This is a genomic window from Nocardia sp. NPDC004718, assembly GCF_053601535.1.
On record NZ_JBSGCA010000008.1, the window covers coordinates 1 to 18,748 of the forward strand.

Sequence of the window (18,748 nt, forward strand, 5' to 3'; positions counted from 1 at the left end):
GCCTGGCTCCGAAGCACTGGGTCGATCTTTTTGGGCATGGCCCATATCCTTCCTGCTACCCCATAACGGGGCGGCAGAAAAGCCGGGGCGGTTCAAAAGTCGTAAACCGACCAAACCCGCCTCGTTCGTGGCCCAAACGAAACCGTCCTCCGACGACCATCACGATGTGGTCTACTTCCAGCGCCGGGCAGACGGAACGATTCCCGGCCGTGACTACCTTCGGGCGCTACCAGCCGGGGTACGGGCGAAGTTCAACGCACGACTGATCGCCGTCGCCAAAGCGCCGCCGAAAAGGTTCGCCGGGGGCGGCTACTGGGAGGCCATGCACGGCAACATGACCGGATGGTTCGAGCTCCGCTGCGATGGTCCCGATCGCACCCACCACCGTCTCTACCGCCGACTGGACTACGAAGCCGAGGGAGTCGACAAGCCGCTGCTGGTCATCATCACCGGGCTGAGTAAACCGTTTCGGACGACCCTTTCCGACCGCGACTACGCCCGCGTTCGCGGGCTGGGGGCCGAGTACTTCGCAGAGAATCCGCGCTCGATCGCCTAGCGGCGATCGAACTGCTCCACCGCGTCCTTCAGTTCTGCGAGGTCGTCCGCTCTGCCGGTCACCAGAGCGGTCGACAGGGCTTTGCCACCTGACCCACTCAGCGGCTCCAGCCTCAACCTGAAACCCAGGGCAGCTGCCAGCTCCGACACCGTGCGCAGTGTGGGGTTCACTGCCTTGGCGCTGAGCAGACGCCGTGCTGCCGCCGGTTCGATTGCGGCAGCACGCGCGAGTTCCGCCTTCGACAAGCTGGCTGCGGCCCGTGCGTCGTCGAGTGCATTGATGATCGCGTCAACAGTCTTGACTCGAATGGATTCCAAGACGAACTCGCGGAGAAACTCAGGATCCTGCAGGTCATCCCCCAGGTCATCCCAGAACAGGCTCTCGCCGCTCATCGCCGTTCACCTCCGCCATATCCAGTCGACCGTACCATATATGTTACACCTCAGGAATGGCTCGCCGGTCCGCCCCATCCCGCCGCACCACATGCGAAGGTCTGGGCGTGAAAGGCAGCCATAGCGCGGACCGCTGACGCTGGGCCAGATCAACGATCTCCGCCTTCGATCAGCGCGAGAAGTCCACAGCGGACGCATATATGCCTGGCGCGGAAGGCCCGGAAGCCGACCGCGCCAGACGCCGCTCTGGAGAGCTCGGAATTCGGCCGCTCACCCGGTCACTATCGGAGCAGGTTCAGATAGTGCGCGGGGGCCAGATCGACATCAGCAGGGGTAGCCAGCTGCCCGTTGGGGGCAGATAGCTGCCGGTCGGCGGCAACCAGTGGAGCATGGGGACTCTCCCGTCGGGTCGAACGTCGTCAGGAATCCGTGCGTTACTGGGGCGGGCAGCCGGGCTGGTCGGGGCCCTGCGGCTGACCCGGTGGCGGGCAATGCGGATCCTGCGGTTGCGCGGGAGCGGGGGGACGCTGGTCCGGCCCCGGATCGGCGCTCGCCATACCGGTCCCGATGCCTACCAGCCCGACCACAACGCCGGCAGCGACAACGGTCTTCGCCAGCGTCGACTTGATGCTCATTCGAATCCTCTCTTCGATGGGTGCCGGTCCGGATTCGCGGCTTCCGGACCGGCGAGAGAATCCTCGAGGAGCAACGTTGGTGTGAGCTAGGCCGTGTCTATGTGTTCGCTGTGAACCGGGCCCGCTCTCTTGCGCCGAGTTGGCCGGATACTCAGCCGGTGGCTTCGTCGGCCAGGCGTTGCAGGTAGGCGGCGAACCGGCGGCGGTCCGGTTCGTCCCAGGTGGCGGTGAGCTGGTCGAAGCAGCGGCGTTGCCAGTCACGGGATGCGGCGAGGGCCGGTGTCCGGCCTCGGTGAGACGCAAGACCACGCGGCGGCGGTCGTGCGCGATCTGCCGCTCGATCTGCGGGCCCTGCAATCAAGAGAAGTACTGGAACATCCCCCGAATCGCCTCCGTCATCAAGGCCGCCGCTGATGCCGCCCCGAAGGTCCAACGCCACCTCACGAGATTCCGCGCCAATGACAGCATCGTCCGGGCGCTCCTCGCGGTGACCGCGGCCGACCTCGGCAACAACGAGGTCGCAGACTCGGTCGCGGCGTTCGGAGCGGTGATCCTGCCTGTCTTCCGGGAACGGTTCCCGCAGATCCTCGACGCACCGTACTGGTAGGACTACACCGAGCAGCGCCCGATCGTCGAGTTCGAAGGCCGGCGAGTCCAGCTGCCCGAGGTACGGTCGATGATCGAGTGGGACGTGACGTCGCGCCGCGCACTGGTGATCCTCGAAGATGTCCTCGACACTCCGATCGCCTACGCGCTGGACTGTGTGCGTGATCAGGTCCGCGAGCGCGTCGGCGACGAGGTGGACCACTGGATCCGGTACAGCACCGCGAACCGCTTCCGCGACACGCAGGCGTGGCGGCAGCCGAGCTCGAATCCGATCGGGCTGTACGTCCATGAGCTGCGATACGTCAACAGCAAGGTCCGGCTGACCGGGGGGCTGGAGGGCACGTTCACCGCCCACATTGAGGAGGATGTCGACGACCGCGAATGGTGGGAACCGCATACGACGAGCAGATACGCCGACTTCGACTTCACCGGTGAGTTCTCCGCCACCTTCTCACGGGAGGGGATCACCGACGCCTCGGTCTACGTGTCCGAGCCGACCGAGAACCAGTGGCAGTACCTCGACGGTGATGAGGACGGCGTCGTGGCTGCGGACTCCGGCGAGCACCGCCCGCATCCGCGACGGCGCCGCGGAGCCGGGGAGACGTCCACGACGACGACGTCGAGGCCATCGAGCAGGATCGCGGCCACCACCAGCGGATCCGAGCCGGGGTCGGGGATGTGCGCCAGCCGCGCCAGGTTCCCGCTCCGGCGACCGCCAGCATATGTGAATTTCGTTGTGATGGAACCGCTCAGGGTCCGAGTGCGTCCAATGAATCGACTGCCTTATTCGCAGATCGGGGGTGTCTCGTGCTCGGGGGTGACACAGAATCCGGTTCCGGGGTGGGCAAGTCGATTCGTGTTTCGACGAAAGAGGGGGATATCCCATGAAGGTTCGCAATGACCCATCAGCCGCGCCGACGAGCCGAGTCGGTCGAACGCTTCTCTTCGCAGCGGCACTCACGATCGCTATGATCGCGGGCGTGCTGGCCTTCGGTTCCGCACAAGCCTCGTATCAGCCGTGTACCAACTACAGAGTCACGACCCAGTGGGGCAGAGTTGAAGTCGACACCAGGCCGAGGGACGGGGACCCCATCGGCAACATCGCTTGGGCCATGTTCCTCAACAACATCGGCGACGTCCCCGGCAGGTACGACTACCAGATCTTGGTCAACGGCAGGGTCATCGAGACGGATAACAGGTTCAAGGACGACAATTTTCACATGACAATCCCCCGATATTTGGATGGGCATCACCGGTACGAGTCGGGGGATGAAATCCAGGTCATCGCCTCCCACGCCGCCGGCAAGAACCTGTACGTGACCCCCATCAACCGCTGCACAGTCCCCTACACGGCAGGATAGCTCTATGGGTCAGGAGATTTCGAGGCGAGGCGCCGACCTGCTGGCGGCCGACATCGAGTCGGCTCTCGGTTTCGAGGTACACATCGATGAAACGATCCCCGAGCGTCTTCGCCGCCTGCCCGATCCACCGGGATGGCGGATCGAATTCATCGTCCCGGCCTTGAGCGTCGTGGTTGGCACCACCCCCGTCGAGCGCACGCCCAACGGTGTGGCGTGCAGACTGGCCCGGGAAGTTCACGACGACGTCCTGTCCCGTAGTGGAAAGATCTGGCCCGCCGACCCCGCGGGTGGGGATCAGCCGTTGCTCCCCACTCTCGACGGATGGCGCGGGCCGGGCGGCTCGATACCGTTCGGACAGGTCAAGGCGGCGAAGGATCCCGATCCGGGCCTCGACGGTGTGGTCCGCTGGTGGCTGCCCGACACCTACGAGGGACTCATCGCCAGCCACTCCGGCGACGTGTGGTTCTCCCTCTGGCAGTACCAGGGCGACGAACAACTCATCACACCGGGCATGCCGGTGACATGGGTCACCGGCGAAGGCCGACACGGAAAATACAGCAAGGCAAGCGAAGTCCGGCCAGCTCAGCCGTAGTATTCGGCCTCGAATCCCGAAGCTGTCAGGCAGTGTGCCGTGCCGGGTGTGTTCGGTCGGTGTGCTGCCGACGGAAAGGGCGCCCAACCAGAGGGAACGAGGCTCTACCGCCCGGATATGGCGGGCTCACGCGATCGTCGCAACACTCTCGATTCGGGAGGTTGCGGCGATCGCGTTGTTTCGGAGAGCGTGGGGTTCTTCGGTGATCAGCTGGTCGGCCGATGTGTCCGGGGCTACGGCTATTGCCTACATCGCGATGCTGGAATGGGAAGCAGCCCGTGGGAGGGCAGGGCGGGGACAGCGTTTCTCCTGCGCCGGACCGCGCCTGCGTGTCCGCTATGTGAATGACTGTGCGACGGTTGTGTTTCGGATAGGTTGTGCGGGTTCACCGGCCCTGGTTCGAACGTGACACCACTGCCTTCGCAGGCCGCGGTGAAACCGACACGCCGCGAATACATCCCGCAAGTAATCGACCGAGTTGCCCGCGGACGCCGCGTCCTCGCTGGAACCAGCCGCTGCGAGATGTCCCTCGACGTACGACCGCGTGACCCTCTCGTCGCCTCACCCCGGCGGCGACTGTTGCGACCCTGGGAACCGCCCAGTAGCGTCGATCCCAGCTTGCAGGGGGCGGAGGAGCCGGTCCGGCCCCTTTCGATGCGTTACGGCACCGGCGGTGAGGAACCGATGACGAGCTGGGGGAAAGGCCTGCGCGGCGCGGTGCTCACCACCAGCGCGGTGGTGGTGCTGGCTGGGTGTGGTGACTCCACCGGAGGCACACCGACTCCGACCACGTCGGCGCTCCCGACGACTTCGGCCACGAAGTCGCCCGATCCCGATGCCGCACTGTGGAATCCTTGCGATCTGCCTGAGTCAGCGATATCGGGGACAAGCTTGGACCCGGCAAGCAAAGAAAAAGACGTTGCTGGGGTGGATTTCACCGGTTGGAAGGTGTGCGGCTGGCGAGCGAACTCACGCTGGTACGACCTGACGATCTTCTCCGGGACGCCGACACTCGACGAGTACATGCAGCGTCCTGACTTCGAGCACTTCGTGCCCCAGACCGTCGGCTCGCGTCGCGCCGTCGAATTCTCGGATGTCGGCGACACTCAACGTCTCGGTTGCAGCATCGCGATCGCAGTGCGGGGAGGAACGGTGTCGTTCGGTGTCCTCACCCGGTATTCAGTCGGCAAGCAGGGCGATCCGTGCGTCCAAGTTCACCGCCACGTAGACGATTTGGTGAAGTACCTGCCCGGAAGCTGAGGAGATGCCATGATATCGGGCGCAGACGCGCAAGAATGGCGAAGGGTTCTGGACCTGACCAACTCGGGTGAGATCGCCTTACATCCTGACGTGGGACGTGGGCTGGACAAGGCCTGCGACGATTACCTGAACCGGCTCGACGGGTTGCTGCAGATGACGCGGCGCGTCAGGCTCGTGAGTGGGTTCGGCGTTTTTCCATCGAGTAAGGCCCTACAAGAGAAGTTCAGCCTGAAATCAACCGGCACCGACCAATCCTTGGACGCCGTCCTCATGCAGCACATCGACGCGGTGAAGATCGCGAAAGAGGTTGTCGCCAAAGCGATCGCGAACTTCGTCGAGCTGGACCAGTCGAGAGCCGACCAGTTCACCGGCTTGGACGCGCAACCATGACCTACGAGGAGTACCGCGCCCGGATCATCGCCGCGCAGGAGCAGTGGAATCGGGAGCGCGACACGATCTACGACTTCACCAACCGGTTGGGCACGTCGTTTCAAGGGGAATACGAGCCGCCGCGCATTCCGGGGCCGGACAACTACGACAGCATGACGTTGGCGCAGATGGTGGACGCCGTGAACGCGATGCGGCCGGGTACGGTGCGCGAGGCGTCGGAGGCCTGGCTGAATATCGGGATGAATCTGACCGGTGCGATTCAGGCGTTCAACGAGCAGTTCGGCCGCACCGTGACCGGGGACGGCACGAATCCGGGCTGGACCGGGCAATCCGGGAAAGCGGCGGCGGACGCGGTGACGAACTACCGGAATCAGTCGGGGAATCTCGCGGATGCCGCGTGTCTGGTGAGTTTCAAGTTGTCGGAGATGCACACCGGTCTCGAGCAGACGCAGGCGTTGATGCCGCAGGCCACCGAACGCCCGGACCTGAGGGATAAGACGTTGCCCCAGGACGGCGTCATGAAGGCGGGCGATTACACCGATGAGGAGGCCACGCAGGAAGCGCGGAGGATTCTGCGCACGGTGTACGGCCAAGTAGCGAATCAGACCGACCACGGTGTGCCCGTCCTGCCGACGGCTCCGCAGATCGTGGCAGATCCCGGGCAGCCGGATATCTCGTCACCTGGCGCTCCGAATACGTCCGCACCGCAGGCTGATACCGAGTCCGGCCAACCCGAAGCCACGAAGCCGGAGACCACCGAGCAGTCCGACGGCGACCCACGACAGTCGCCCGAGACCGACCCCGCCACCACGCCTCAGTCGGCCACCTCGGCGAGTGTGGACCAGTCGACCGGCGTGCAGCCGACCACGTCGAATACGCCGTCGACGACACCGAGCAGCACCACTACGCCGAGCCCGAATATCACCACCGCTCCGGCGACGCCGGGTCGGCCCGGGACGACGAGCCCGAATACACCCGGGCGTCCCGGCACCCCCGTCGTATCCGGTGCACCGAACATCACCGGAACTCCTGCACCAGGCCGCAACGTCCCGGCGGCTCCGCGGCAGCCGAACGCGCTTCCGGCCGCCACGGCGACCCGAGCACAGACGGCGCGAACCGGCACGACCGGAACGAGCGGCATCGCCCCGGGGATGGGGTCTCGCGGCAAGGACGACGAACGCGAGACATCGGGCGTCAAGGACTATTTGATCAACCAGCACAACGGCGAGGAACTCACCGGTCTGGATTCCTTGCCGAAGGCCGTTCCCCCGGTCATCGGAGAGAACCCGCATGGCTGACTGGCGCTTCACCGGGCAGGAATTCGAGATCCTTTGGTCCGCCTATGGTCGCGACCGTCTGCCCTACCCGCTGCAATACCGGCCGGAAGAGATGGATTTCGCCGATCTGAAGCGTCAACGCGAGGAAGCGGTCGACGCGCTGCTCGGGCGATACGCCGTCGAGCTGGAACGGGCGCTCGACGTATTGCTGGAGCCGGAGGTGCGGGTCGAGTCCAAAGGCATGGGCGGCCGGGACATGTCGATCGTATTCCGTTTCCACGGCGCGGTACGCGGGCAGATGGGCGCGACCCTGGTCCAGCTCCCCGGCCACGCACCGGACACCGGCGGTGACGTAATCGTGAGTTATTGCGCCGCAGCACGGGTCGCCGCCAAAGCGGTGGCCGCGCTGCCGAAGATGCCTGCGGGCACGCATCCGCCGATCGAAGTGCGCCGCGAAGAAGTGACCGCCGACCGGGAACGGCCGGTACGCAAGCCGTACGAGGTCGGCACCGTGGCGCGGCTGGATCAGATCTTCAAGCGGGAACGCCTCGGGCTGGGCGAAGTCACGGTGTTCGCCGGCCCGGCCGTCGACGCCCGCGCGAGTTTCGGGCGCGGGTTCTGGTGGATGGACTACACGGATGGCCGCTACTACGTGAAAACCGGCGACCCCATCGTCGCCGAACCGCTCGCGGCCGCCGCCATGGCCGCCGAGATCAACCGCCTCACCGTGCTGACCCAGCGTTACCACCGCGAGGACCGCGAACACGACGAATACCTGCGCTCGCAGCGGTAGGAACCGCGCGAATGGCGGGTCCACCGCAGCCGTGGCGCCATCAAAGATGGTTCGTCTCAGGGCCAGTCGGACCACGAGGCGCAATCCGACTGACCCCGGCCTCTCGCCATCCACGACACACGAACGGCACGTCGAACTCTCGGCGTGCCGCTCGCTCGCGCGGATCAGCGCGGCAGGCGCTCGATGATGGTGGCGTTGGCGGTGCCGCCGCCCTCGCAGATGGTGAGCAGGCCGTACCGGCCCTCGATCCGCTCGAGCTCGTTGAGCAGCGTCGCGAAGAGCTTCGCGCCAGTCGCGCCGAGCGGATGACCGAGGGCGATGGCGCCGCCGTTGACGTTGACCTTCTCGGGATTCGCGCCGGTCTCCTTCAGCCAGGACAGCACCACGGGCGCGAACGCCTCGTTGATCTCGATCACGTCGATGTCGTCGATGGTGAGACCGGACTTCTCCAGCGCCCACTTGGTCGCCGGGATCGGCGCGGTGAGCATGTAGATCGGGTCCGCGCCGCGCGCGCTCACGTGGTGGATGCGCGCTCGCGGCGTCAAGCCGTACTCCTGCACCGCCCAGTCCGAAGCGAGCAGGGTGGCGCTGGCGCCGTCGGAGATCTGGCTGGCCACCGCGGCGGTCAGCGGGCTGCCCTCGGCCAGCGCGGGCAGCGAAGCCATCTTCTCCAGACTGGTCTCGCGCGGGCCCTGGTCGATCCAGAAATCGCCGACCGGCACGATCTCGTTGTCGAAGCGGCCGTTCTTGATCGCGTCGCGGGCCCGCTCGTGGCTGCGCAGCGCCCAGCGCTCCATCTCCGCCCGGCTGATGTCCCACTTCTCGGCGATCAGCTGGGCCGCGCGGAACTGGGTCACCTCGGCGGTGCCGTAGCGGTGATCCCAGCCCTGCGATCCGACGAACGGCGAGTCGAAGCCGTACTCCTTGCCCGCGAACATGGCCGCGGAGATCGGGATCGCGCTCATGTTCTGCACGCCGCCCGCGACGATCACCTCGGCGGTGCCGCTCATGATGGCTTGGGCGCCGAAATTGATGGCCTGCTGGCTGGATCCGCACTGCCGGTCCACCGTGACGCCGGGCACTTCTTCGGGATAGCCAGCGGCCAGCCACATGGTGCGGCCGATGTTGCCCGCCTGCGGGCCGACGTTGTCGACGCAGCCGACGATGACGTCGTCCACATTCCCCGGGTCGACCGGGTTGCGGTCCAGCAGGCCGCGCAGCGCGGCCGCGCCCAGATCGGCCGGGTGCACGCCCGCCAGTGCGCCGCCGCGCTTGCCGACCGGGGTGCGTACCGCATCGATCACGTAGGCGTCCCGCAGCGGGGCATACGGACGACGGGACGCGGAAGGTGCTGACATGTAAGGACTCCTACGTGGTGCGCTCGCCGGCGGTGAGCCCGTCGAGCACGATGGTCAGGTACTGCTTCGCGAGGTTCTCGACGGTGACCGAGCCGCCGGGGCGGTACCACCGCACCGCGACCCACACCGTGTCACGCAGGAACCGGTAGGCCAGTTCGACATCCAGCTCCGGCCGGAAGCTGCCGTCCTGGACGCCGTTGGTCAGCACCCGGTGCCACAGCTCGCGGAATTCGCGGTTGTACGCGGCGATGTAGGTGAACCGCTCGGAGTCGCGCAGCCGCTTCGCCTCGGCCTGGTAGATCGCCACCGCGGCGTGCCAGCGGTCGAACGACTCGTAGGACGCGAGCACCAAGGCTTCCAAGGTGTCTCGCGAACTCAGACCGGAGGCGACGATCTCGCGGTAGCGGCCGAACAGTTCGTCCAAGAACCCGCGCAGGATCTCGTCCACCATCGACTCCTTGGAATCGAAGTGGTGATAGAGGCTCCCCGATAGGATCCCGGCCGCGTCGGCGATGTCGCGCACTGTGGTCGCGCGCAATCCCCGCTCGGCGAACAATTCGGCCGCCAAGGCGAGCAACTCGCTGCGCCGTGCTGATTTAGAGGCGTCTGGTGCGGGCACACGGCCATCATACAACCAAGCATTTGCTTGGTATAGGGGCCCCGGTCAACGGGCCGAATAGCGCAGCGGCGAGGACACCGAGAGATCGGCGAGCAGGCGATCGCAGATGATCACCGGCGAGACGCCCGCGCGCGCCATCCGGGCGACGAGCGCGAGACGACGTTCGCAGCTGTCCCACTCCACGGTGAGCTGACCGCGATCGGGACCGGCGTCCACCGTGGCCATCACTCGTGGCGGGCCGCCGCGCACCGGCTCCTCGCTCAGCTTCAGCACCATGCCGCGCTGCCAGGCGTGGTAGGTGTCCATGTCGGCCCCGATCACCAGTTTGTCGGTGGCCGCGCACAGGCCCTGCGCGATCTCGTCCGCGAAGGTCACCTGGTCGAAGCGGAATTTCCGGCATTTCGCCACCACCGCGAGCAGGTCGGCGCGCACCTCGCACAGCAAGTCCGTCTGGCGCTGCCTGCGCTGCTCCTGCTCGCTCTCCGTGCTGCCGGCGCTGAGGCCGATGCGCCGGGCGCGCTCGCGATCGCGCGCCAGATCGGCTCGCAGGGCGCCCCGCGGATCGCGGGCGACCTCTCCCTCGTCGACGGCGTGCTGCTCGAGAATCCGCGCGGCGGCCGTGGCGACCGCGCTTTCTGAGGTGTGCTCGATGAGCTCGGCGCCGAGGGTGAGGGCCGAGAGGACGAGGCTGTCGAGCCGCCGCCTGGCCAGCACGACTTCGCGCACCACATCGAGTTCCAGTTGTTCGCGGGCAGGTGGGCGATCCCGGCCCATAGCCATCGCCCCCTTGAAGAGCGCGGATCCGATCTCATCCAGCATGGCACACCGCGCCGCGCTCCGGCTCGTCCTTTTCCACCTGATCAGCCGCCCATTTCACGCGGCAGACACGATGCGAGAAGGCGATCGCAATACGGCGTGGAAGATCTCTCCTGGCGTGGCGGACGAACGGCTGCTCGACGGTCGCCGGGTGTGCTCGTCCGCCCCGCGCGGAGCGGACGAGCCCGGAAAGCCCGTGGGCTCAGGCGCGTTGGCTGCTGATCGAGACCACCTCGCCGGTCAGGTAGGTGGTGTAGTCACTGGCCAGCATCGCGATCGTGGCGGCGACCTCCCAGGGCTCGGCCGCGCGGCCGAACGCCTCGCGCTCCGACAGCCGGTCGAGCAGTTCGGTCGAGCTGACCTTGTCCAGGAAGGCGTGCCTGGCGATGCTCGGCGCGACCGCGTTGATCCGGACGCCGAGTTCGGCGGCCTCGATGGCGCTGCACCTGGTCAACGCCATGACGCCCGCCTTAGCCGCCGCGTAGTGCGCCTGGCCGTACTGCGCGCGCCAGCCGAGCACGCTGGCGTTGTTCACGATCACGCCGCCGTGGCCTGCGTCGCGGAAGTAACCGAGGGCGGCCCTGGTGCAGCGGAAGGTGCCGTTGAGGGTGATGTCGAGGACGCGGTCCCACTGCTCGTCGGTCATGTCGACCACGGGCGTCTCCCCGCCCAGCCCGGCGTTGTTGACCATGATGTCGATCCGGCCGACGGCCTCGGCGGCGCCGCGGATCAGCGCGTTCACCTGTTCGGTGCTCTGCACGTCGCACGGGATCGAGGCGACGCGCCGGTCCGGGAACTCGGCGGCCAGCTCGGTCGCGGTCTCGGCCAGACGCCGCTCGTGCCAGTCGGAGACCACCACGTCCGCGCCCTCGGCCAGCAGCCTGCGCGCGGTGGCCGAGCCGATGCCGGTGCCCGCCGCCGCGGTGATCACGGCCGAACGTCCGGTCAGCAGGCCGTGCCCGGGAACGGGCGCGGGGGCGACCGACAGCGGCCCGGTCACGGGCGGGCCTCGCGCGGCAGGCCGAGCACCCGCTCGGCGATGATGTTGCGCTGCACTTCGTTCGAACCTCCGTAGATGGTGTCGGCGCGGGTGAACAGATACAGCCGCTGCCATTCGTTGAGATCGTTCTCGCCCGCCACCAGGCCGCGGGCGCCGAGCACGGCCATCGCCAGCTCCCCCAGCCCGCGATGCCAATTGGCCCACAGCAGTTTCGCCACCGAGGCCTGGCCCGCGCCGTCGTCCACGCCCGCGCCCTCCATCGTGCGCATGGCGTGCGCGCGCAGCACCCGCAGCCCGACCCAGGCGCGGTCGATCCGGTCGGCGATCAGCGGGTCGTCGGCCGCGCCGATCCGGCGGGCCAGAGCCTCGATATCGGCCAGCTCGCGGGCGAACCGGATCTGCTGACCCAAGGTGGAGATGCCGCGCTCGAAGGTGAGCGTGCCCATGGCGATCCGCCAGCCGTCGCCCGGCTCGCCGACCACCAGGTCGGCCGCGGTGCGGGCGTTGTCGAAGAAGACTTCGTTGAATTCCGAGGTGCCGGTCAGCTGGATGATCGGGCGCACGTCGATGCCCGGCTGCTTCATCGGAACCAGCAGGTAGGACAGGCCCTTGTGCCTGGCGGAGCCGCGCTCGGTGCGGGCGACGACGAAGCACCAGTCGGCCACGTGGGCCAGCGAGGTCCAGATCTTCTGCCCGTTGATCGACCACTCGTCGCCGTCCAGGTGCGCCGAGGTGGTGATGGCGGCCAGATCGGAGCCTGCGCCGGGTTCCGAATAACCCTGGCACCACAGTTCGCTGACGTTGCGGATGCCGGGCAGGAACCGGTCCTTCTGGGCCTGGGTGCCGAACGCGAGCAAGGTCGGGCCGAGCAGTTCCTCGCCGACGTGCGACACCCGCGCGGGGGCGTTCGCCTTGGCGTACTCCTCGTGGAAGATCACCTGCTGGCGCACCGTGGCCTCGCGGCCGCCGTGCTCCTTCGGCCAGCCCAGGCAGGTCCACCCGGCCGCGGCCAGGTGCCGGTCCCAGGCGAGGCGTTCGTCGAACGCCTCGTGTTCGCGGCCGGGACCGCCGAGGCCGCGCAGCGCGCGGAATTCGCCGTTGAGGTTCTCCTCCAGCCACTCGCGCACTTCGGCGGCGAATCGCTCGTCCTGCATGGCGGAAAACCGCCCATCCGGAGCGGCGGTGTCGGATTCTGAGGTCTGGATCGCACCCACGTCGGTAGGATAACCTACCAAGCACTTGCTTTGTAGAGTGCACGCATAACTCGCTCGCGGACGGTAAGGACAACCGTGACAACCCCTGCACAGACGACACCGATGGCACTGCACCATGCCGCTCGGACCTTCGGCGACGCCCCGGCGATCGCCGACGGCGAGGTGCGGTTGAACTGGGCCCAGTTGCTCGAGGCGGTCCAGGAAGTGGCACGGGCGCTCATCGCACGCGGGGTGCGGACGGGCGACCGGGTGGCCATGTGGGCGCCCAATACCCACCACTGGGTGATCGCCGCGCTCGCCGCGCACTACGCGGGCGCGGCGCTGGTGCCGCTGAACACCCGCTACGTGGCCGACGAGGCCGCCGACGTGCTCGGACGAGTGGACGCGAAAGCCCTGTTCATCGCGGGACCCTTCCTCGGCCGCGACCGCTTGGCCGAACTGCGCACGTCAGCGTCCGATCTGGCCATCGACACGGTGGTGGTGATCCCGGTCGAACCCGGCACGGAGAACACCGACATCGCCGCGCTGGACTGGTCGGAACTCGCGACCGTCGCCGCGCCGGTCACCGTGGCCGAAGCCGAGGAACGCGCCGAGTCGGTCCGTCCCGACGACATCTCCGACATCCTGTTCACCTCCGGCACCACCGGCCGCAGCAAGGGCACGCTGGTCGCGCACCGGCAGGCGCTGTCGGTGGTGCGGGCCTGGGCCGAGTGCGCCACTTTGCGGGGCGACGACCGGTATCTGGTGGTGAACCCGTTCTTCCACAACTTCGGATACAAGGCGGGCATCCTCGCCTGCCTGGTCACGGGAGCCACGATCATCCCGCAGGTCACCTTCGACGTGCCGGAGACGATGCGGCTGATCGGCGCGGAGCGGGTCACCGTGCTGCCCGGCCCGCCGACGATCTATCAGACGATCCTGGATTTCCCGCGCCGCGCCGAATTCGACCTGAGTTCCCTGCGGGTGGCCGTCACCGGAGCGGCGACGGTGCCGGTGGTGCTGATCGAGCGGATGCGCTCGGAGCTGGCCTTCGACGTCGTCATCACCGCCTACGGCTTGTCCGAGAGCGCGGGTTTCGGCACCATGTGCCGCGTCGACGACGACGCCGAGACCATCGCGAACACCTGCGGCAGGCCGATCGCGGATTTCGAGTTGCGCCTCGGCGAGGCGGGCGAGGTCCTGCTGCGCGGGCCGAACGTGATGCTCGGATACCTGGACGACCCGGAGAGCACCGCGGAGACGATCGATGCGGACGGCTGGCTGCACACCGGCGACATCGGCACGGTCGATGACCGCGGATACCTGAAGATCACCGACCGGCTCAAGGACATGTACATCTCCGGCGGCTTCAACGTCTACCCGGCCGAAGTGGAACAGGCGCTGGCCCGCCTGGACGGCGTCGCGGAATCGGCGGTCATCGGCGTGCCCGACACCAGAATGGGTGAGGTGGGCAAGGCGTACGTGGTGCGTAAGCCCGGCTCGGGCGTGACCGAGGACCAGGTGCTCGCCCACGCCGCCACCGTGCTGGCCAATTTCAAAGTGCCGCGGTTCGTCGAATTCCGCGACCAGCTGCCCTACAGCGCCGCCGGGAAAGTGCTCAAGCGTCAACTACGTGAGGAGAAGTCGTAATGTCGGAACCGGCAACACCGGACGAGGGTCCGGCGATCCCGGACGAAGGCGAGGTCGTCACCTACGAGCGGCGCGGACGCGTCGCGATCGTCACGCTGAACCGGCCGGACTACCGCAACGCGCAGAACTCGGTGATGACCTACGCCCTCGACGCCGCGTTCGAGCGCGCCGTGGAGGACCCCGAAGTCGGAGTGATCGTGCTCGCGGGCAACGGCAAACACTTCAGCGCCGGGCACGACATCGGCACGCCCGGCCGCGACCACCACGTGCGGTACCAGAACAAGGCCGCGCTGTGGTGGGACCACGTGGACCGGGCCGGCGGCGACCAGCGCTTCGCCCGCGAGCTCGAGGTCTACCTCGGCATGTGCAGGCGCTGGCGGGAGATCCCCAAGCCGACCATCGCCATGGTGCAGGGCGCCTGCATCGCGGGCGGACTCATGCTGGCCTGGGTGTGCGATCTGATCATCGCCTCCGACGACGCGTTCTTCTCCGATCCCGTGGTCCGCATGGGCATTCCGGGCGTCGAGTACTTCGCGCACCCGTGGGTGATGGGTCCGCGCGCGGCCAAGGAGTTCCTGTTCACCGGCGACCGGTTCGGGGCCGCGCAGGCCAAGGAGTGGGGCATGGTCAACCGGGTGGTGCCGCGCGCCGAACTGGAGGCCGAAACTCTCGCGCTGGCCGAGAAGATCGCCGCCATGCCGCAATTCGGTCTCGCGCTGACCAAGAAGGCGGTCAATCAGGCCGAGGACCTGATGGGCATGCGCTCGGGTATGGATTCGGTCTTCGGCCTGCACCACTTCGCGCACGCGCACAACGCCGAGGTCGGCGCCGACTCGCTGGGCGGCATGAACGCCAAGTCGATGAAGGCCTCAGCGAGCACCGCAGAACAGAACGGAACGACCTAGTGGATCTGGATCTCGATCAGGCGACCCAGGAATTCCAGCGGGAGGTCCGCGAATTCCTGGCCGCGAACAAGCCCGCGAAACCGCTGCCCTCCATGGACACCAAGGCGGGATTCGAGGCGCACCGCGCGTGGGAGCGCACCCTCGCCGACGCCCGGCTCTCGGTGGTGGCCTGGCCGGAGGAGTTCGGCGGGCGCGACGCCTCGCTGCTGGAGTGGGTGCTGTTCGAGCAGGAGTACTACGCGGCGGGCGCACCGGGGCGGGTCAGCCAGAACGGCATATTCCTGCTGGCGCCGACGCTTTTCGAGCACGGCACCCCGGAACAGCTGGAACGGATCATGCCGCGGATGGCGCGCGGCGACGACATCTGGGCGCAGGCGTGGTCGGAGCCCGAAGCAGGCAGCGACCTGGCCGGTATCCGCTCGACCGCCCGGCGCGCCAACGGCGGCTGGCTGCTGAGCGGCCAGAAGACGTGGAGTTCGCGCGCCGCCTTCGCGGACTGGGCATTCGGGCTGTTCCGCAGCGATCCCGAGGCCGAGCGGCACAAGGGCCTCACCTACGTGATGTTCCCGCTGTCCGCCGATGGGGTCTCGGTGCGCCCGATCCCGCAGCTGGACGGCGAACCCGGCTTCGCGGAGATCTTCCTCGACGACGTTTTCGTGCCCGATCGTGATGTCATCGGCGCGCCCGGCGAGGGCTGGCGCGTGGCGATGAGCACCTCGAGCAACGAACGCGGCCTCTCGCTGCGCAGCCCCGGGCGGTTCAGCGCCACCGCGCGACGGCTGATCGATCTGTGGCGGGAGGCGGGCGACGAGGACAACACCGCGCAGCGCGACGCGGTGGTGGACGCCTGGATCGGCAGCGAGGCCTACCGGCTGCACACGTTCGGCACGGTCACCCGGCTCAACGAAGGCGGCAAGCTCGGCGCGGAATCCTCGATCACCAAGGTGTTCTGGTCCGAACTCGACATCGCCATGCACGAGACCGCGCTCGAGGTGCTCGGTCCGGCGGCGGAGCGTTCCGGGCCGTGGACGGACGGATACCTGTTCGCGCTGTCGGGACCGATCTACGCGGGCACCAACGAGATCCAGCGCAACATCATCGCCGAGCGGCTGCTCGGACTACCGAGAGGAAGCAGCCGATGAGATTCGCGCTCAGTCCCGAACAACTCGATTTCGCCGCCAGTCTGCGCAAACTGCTGGAGGCGGGCCGCGCGCCCTCCGCCGTGCGCGCGTGGGCGTCCGGTGACAGCGGGCCCGGTCGCGCGTTGATCCGGCAACTGGCCGAGGCCGGTGTGCTGGGTCTGGCCGTGGCGGAGGAGCACGGCGGCATCGGCGCCGAACCGATCGATCTGGTCGTGGCGTTCCAGGAGATCGGCCGGGCGGCCGTGCCGGGACCGGTGCTGGAGACCGCCGCCGCTATTCCGGCTCTGCTGCAAGCGCTCCCGGACCGGAACCCGGCCGCACGCTGGCTGCCCGCCTTCGCGGAGGGCACGGCGCTGGGCACCGTCGCCTTCGCGAGCGGTGTCGCGCTGGACGCCGACACCGCCGAGGTGGTCCTGCTGGCCGGCGAGCAGCTGTCCATCGGGCACCGCAGCGGCCTGGTGCGATCGGTCGATCCCGCCCGCCGCCTGTTCACGGTCGCCGCGGCCGAGCCCGTCGCCGAGGGTGAGCAGGTCGCCGCGGCCGTGGCCGCCGGATTCGACACCGGCGCGCTGGCCTGCGCGGCGCAGCTGCTCGGCGCGGGAAAGGCCCTGCTGCACGCGTCCACCGAATACGCCAAGCAGCGCAAGCAATTCGGTAAACCGATCGGCGAGTTCCAGGCCGTGAAGCAGAAGCTGGCCGACGTGCTCATCGCGCTGGACCTGGCCGAGCCGCTGCTCTACCGGGCCGCGCTGACCATGACCGGACCCACTCGGGGCCGCGACGTCTCGGCCGCCGTGATCGCCTGCGGCGACGCCGCCTACCGCGCGGCCCGCACCGCGCTCCAGGTGCACGGCGCGATCGGCTACACCGCCGAGTACGACCTGTCGCTGTGGCTGACCAAGGTGACCGCGCTGCGTTCGGCCTGGGGCACACCGGACCTGCATCGCGCCCGGATCGCACGGGCGCTGCGGGAGGATACCGACCGGGAGCGCACCGAGCGAGGCATCGCATGACCGCCGAACACCAGGAATTCCTCGCCTCGGTGCGGGCGTTGCTGACCAAGCACGCCGGGTCCGCGGCGGTGCGCGCCGCGATGGATACCGAACTCGGCTACGACCCGGCGCTGTGGCGGCTGCTGTGCGAGCAGATCGGCGTCGCGGCGCTGGCGATTCCCGAGGAATACGGCGGCTTCGGCGCCAGCCTGGTCGAATCACTGCTGGTGGTAGGCGAATTGGGTCGCACGCTCGCCGGAGTGCCGATGCTCGGCTCGGCCGTTCTCGGTGGGCAGGCGGTGCTGCTTTCTGGCGACGACGAAGCGTGCGCACGGCTGCTGGCCGAGGTGGCGGAGGGCACGCGCACGATCGCGGTCTGCTGGGCCGACGAGCGCGGCTGGGACGAGCCGGGTGTGCACGAGACGGACGGCGCCCTCACCGGGACCGCGCACTACGTGCTCGACGGGATGTCGGCCGACACCTTCGTCGTCGTCACGCCGACCGGCCTGTTCGAGATCGAACCCACCGCGCCGGGCGTCACCCGCAGGCCCGCGCCCACCATGGACCCCACCCGCAAACTGGCCGAAGTCGGTTTCGCCGACGCGCACGCGCGACGGCTCGGCTCGGGTGACCAATCCGGGACGGTCGCCCGGCTGCGCGAGATCGCGTGGGCGGCGGTGGCCGCGGAGCAGGTCGGCGCCGCCGACCGCTGCCTGGAGACGACGGTCGACTACGCCAAATCGCGCGTGCAGTTCGGCCGGGTGATCGGCAGTTTCCAGGCGCTCAAGCACCGCATGGCGGACATGTACGTGCTGCTGGAATCGGCCCGGTCCGCGTCCGTCGCGGCGACCGCGGCGGTGGCGGCGAACAGCCCGTCGGCCGCCGAGGACGTCTGGGTCGCCCGCGTGCACTGCTCGGATGCGCTCACCGCCATCGCGGCCGAGACCGTCCAGTTGCACGGTGGCATCGCGATCACCTGGGAACACGACGCGCATCTCTTCTTCAAGCGCGCCCACGCGGACGCACAGCTGTTCGGTGCCGCGCACCGCCCGATGACGCAGCCCGCCTGAGCCGGGGCAGGGCGCACCGACCTGGCCGGCGGCGCGCCCTTCCTCGATAGGCTGTCCGGCGTGGTCCCGATGCACTAAGATGTGACAAGCGCCACACGCGCATGCCGGGGGATGCGTTTTCGAGTGGCACCGCAGGTCGGA

Annotated in this window: 21 protein-coding genes; 14 read left to right on the forward strand and 7 right to left on the reverse strand. The window is 68.0% G+C overall.

The window, feature by feature from the left end; genetic code table 11:
* Positions 1-556: hypothetical protein (locus ACWEH3_RS08285; RefSeq protein WP_450019894.1), on the forward strand; the 556-nt coding region annotated here is incomplete at its 5' end.
* Here ACWEH3_RS08285 and ACWEH3_RS08290 read toward each other — a convergent pair.
* Both ACWEH3_RS08290 and ACWEH3_RS08295 read right to left on the reverse strand, forming a co-directional pair.
* The gene (locus ACWEH3_RS08290; protein ID WP_450019892.1) at positions 553-948 is read right to left on the reverse strand and encodes an XRE family transcriptional regulator; all 396 of its coding nucleotides are present in this window, start codon (positions 946-948) and stop codon (positions 553-555) included. The genes ACWEH3_RS08285 and ACWEH3_RS08290 overlap by 4 nt on opposite strands.
* A gap of 434 nt (positions 949-1,382) precedes the next feature.
* The gene (locus tag ACWEH3_RS08295) at positions 1,383-1,583 is read right to left on the reverse strand and encodes a hypothetical protein (protein ID WP_450019890.1); all 201 of its coding nucleotides are present in this window, start codon (positions 1,581-1,583) and stop codon (positions 1,383-1,385) included.
* A gap of 292 nt (positions 1,584-1,875) precedes the next feature.
* Between ACWEH3_RS08295 and ACWEH3_RS08300 the strand changes: the two genes are divergently transcribed.
* The 8 genes from ACWEH3_RS08300 (at position 1,876) to ACWEH3_RS08335 (ending at position 7,862) form a co-directional block, all read left to right on the forward strand.
* Entirely contained in the window at positions 1,876-2,190 is a 315-nt protein-coding gene (locus ACWEH3_RS08300; RefSeq protein WP_450019888.1) for a hypothetical protein, read from the forward strand.
* A gap of 69 nt (positions 2,191-2,259) precedes the next feature.
* Entirely contained in the window at positions 2,260-3,090 is an 831-nt protein-coding gene (locus ACWEH3_RS08305; protein WP_450019886.1) for a hypothetical protein, read from the forward strand.
* Positions 3,074-3,550 carry a hypothetical protein gene (locus ACWEH3_RS08310; protein WP_450019884.1) on the forward strand — a complete coding sequence of 159 codons (477 nt, stop codon included), beginning with the start codon at positions 3,074-3,076 and terminating at the stop codon, positions 3,548-3,550. The genes ACWEH3_RS08305 and ACWEH3_RS08310 overlap by 17 nt, the downstream gene beginning before the upstream one ends.
* Before the next feature lie 4 nt (positions 3,551-3,554).
* A complete protein-coding gene (locus tag ACWEH3_RS08315) occupies positions 3,555-4,142 on the forward strand; it encodes a hypothetical protein (RefSeq protein WP_450019882.1) in 588 nt (195 codons plus the stop codon).
* Between the two features lie 654 nt (positions 4,143-4,796).
* Positions 4,797-5,402 carry a DUF3558 domain-containing protein gene (locus tag ACWEH3_RS08320; RefSeq protein WP_450019880.1) on the forward strand — a complete coding sequence of 202 codons (606 nt, stop codon included), beginning with the start codon at positions 4,797-4,799 and terminating at the stop codon, positions 5,400-5,402.
* 9 nt (positions 5,403-5,411) lie between these two features.
* On the forward strand, positions 5,412-5,792 hold the full coding sequence (locus ACWEH3_RS08325) for a hypothetical protein (RefSeq protein WP_450019878.1): 381 nt from the start codon (positions 5,412-5,414) through the stop codon (positions 5,790-5,792).
* Entirely contained in the window at positions 5,789-7,090 is a 1,302-nt protein-coding gene (locus ACWEH3_RS08330) for a hypothetical protein (RefSeq protein ID WP_450019876.1), read from the forward strand. The genes ACWEH3_RS08325 and ACWEH3_RS08330 overlap by 4 nt, the downstream gene beginning before the upstream one ends.
* Positions 7,083-7,862, forward strand: coding sequence for an ESX secretion-associated protein EspG (locus ACWEH3_RS08335; RefSeq protein ID WP_450019874.1), 780 nt, complete (start codon positions 7,083-7,085; stop codon positions 7,860-7,862). Before ACWEH3_RS08330 ends, ACWEH3_RS08335 begins: the two co-directional genes overlap by 8 nt.
* 164 nt (positions 7,863-8,026) lie before the next feature.
* Here ACWEH3_RS08335 and ACWEH3_RS08340 read toward each other — a convergent pair whose 3' ends face one another.
* The 5 genes from ACWEH3_RS08340 to ACWEH3_RS08360 form a co-directional block, all read right to left on the reverse strand.
* Entirely contained in the window at positions 8,027-9,220 is a 1,194-nt protein-coding gene (locus ACWEH3_RS08340) for an acetyl-CoA C-acetyltransferase (RefSeq protein WP_450019872.1), read from the reverse strand.
* Between the two features lie 10 nt (positions 9,221-9,230).
* A complete protein-coding gene (locus ACWEH3_RS08345) occupies positions 9,231-9,839 on the reverse strand; it encodes a TetR/AcrR family transcriptional regulator (RefSeq protein ID WP_355076835.1) in 609 nt (202 codons plus the stop codon).
* Positions 9,840-9,884: 45 nt separating this feature from the next.
* Entirely contained in the window at positions 9,885-10,658 is a 774-nt protein-coding gene (locus ACWEH3_RS08350) for a hypothetical protein (protein ID WP_450019870.1), read from the reverse strand.
* A 199-nt stretch (positions 10,659-10,857) separates the two neighbouring features.
* Positions 10,858-11,655, reverse strand: a complete 798-nt coding sequence (locus ACWEH3_RS08355) for an SDR family oxidoreductase (protein WP_355076832.1) — start codon at positions 11,653-11,655, stop codon at positions 10,858-10,860.
* A complete protein-coding gene (locus ACWEH3_RS08360) occupies positions 11,652-12,809 on the reverse strand; it encodes an acyl-CoA dehydrogenase family protein (protein WP_450019903.1) in 1,158 nt (385 codons plus the stop codon). The genes ACWEH3_RS08355 and ACWEH3_RS08360 overlap by 4 nt, the downstream gene beginning before the upstream one ends.
* Before the next feature lie 135 nt (positions 12,810-12,944).
* On the opposite strand from ACWEH3_RS08360, the gene ACWEH3_RS08365 reads away from it, so the two are divergent.
* The 5 genes from ACWEH3_RS08365 to ACWEH3_RS08385 are packed head-to-tail and all read left to right on the forward strand — an operon-like array spanning position 12,945 to position 18,607.
* The gene (locus ACWEH3_RS08365) at positions 12,945-14,498 is read left to right on the forward strand and encodes a FadD3 family acyl-CoA ligase (protein WP_450019868.1); all 1,554 of its coding nucleotides are present in this window, start codon (positions 12,945-12,947) and stop codon (positions 14,496-14,498) included.
* Positions 14,498-15,403, forward strand: coding sequence for an enoyl-CoA hydratase (locus ACWEH3_RS08370; RefSeq protein ID WP_450019866.1), 906 nt, complete (start codon positions 14,498-14,500; stop codon positions 15,401-15,403). Before ACWEH3_RS08365 ends, ACWEH3_RS08370 begins: the two co-directional genes overlap by 1 nt.
* On the forward strand, positions 15,403-16,545 hold the full coding sequence (locus tag ACWEH3_RS08375) for an acyl-CoA dehydrogenase family protein (protein ID WP_450019864.1): 1,143 nt from the start codon (positions 15,403-15,405) through the stop codon (positions 16,543-16,545). The genes ACWEH3_RS08370 and ACWEH3_RS08375 overlap by 1 nt, the downstream gene beginning before the upstream one ends.
* Positions 16,542-17,558, forward strand: coding sequence for an acyl-CoA dehydrogenase family protein (locus tag ACWEH3_RS08380; protein ID WP_450019862.1), 1,017 nt, complete (start codon positions 16,542-16,544; stop codon positions 17,556-17,558). Before ACWEH3_RS08375 ends, ACWEH3_RS08380 begins: the two co-directional genes overlap by 4 nt.
* A complete protein-coding gene (locus tag ACWEH3_RS08385) occupies positions 17,555-18,607 on the forward strand; it encodes an acyl-CoA dehydrogenase family protein (RefSeq protein WP_450019860.1) in 1,053 nt (350 codons plus the stop codon). The genes ACWEH3_RS08380 and ACWEH3_RS08385 overlap by 4 nt, the downstream gene beginning before the upstream one ends.
* Positions 18,608-18,748 lie beyond the last annotated feature (141 nt).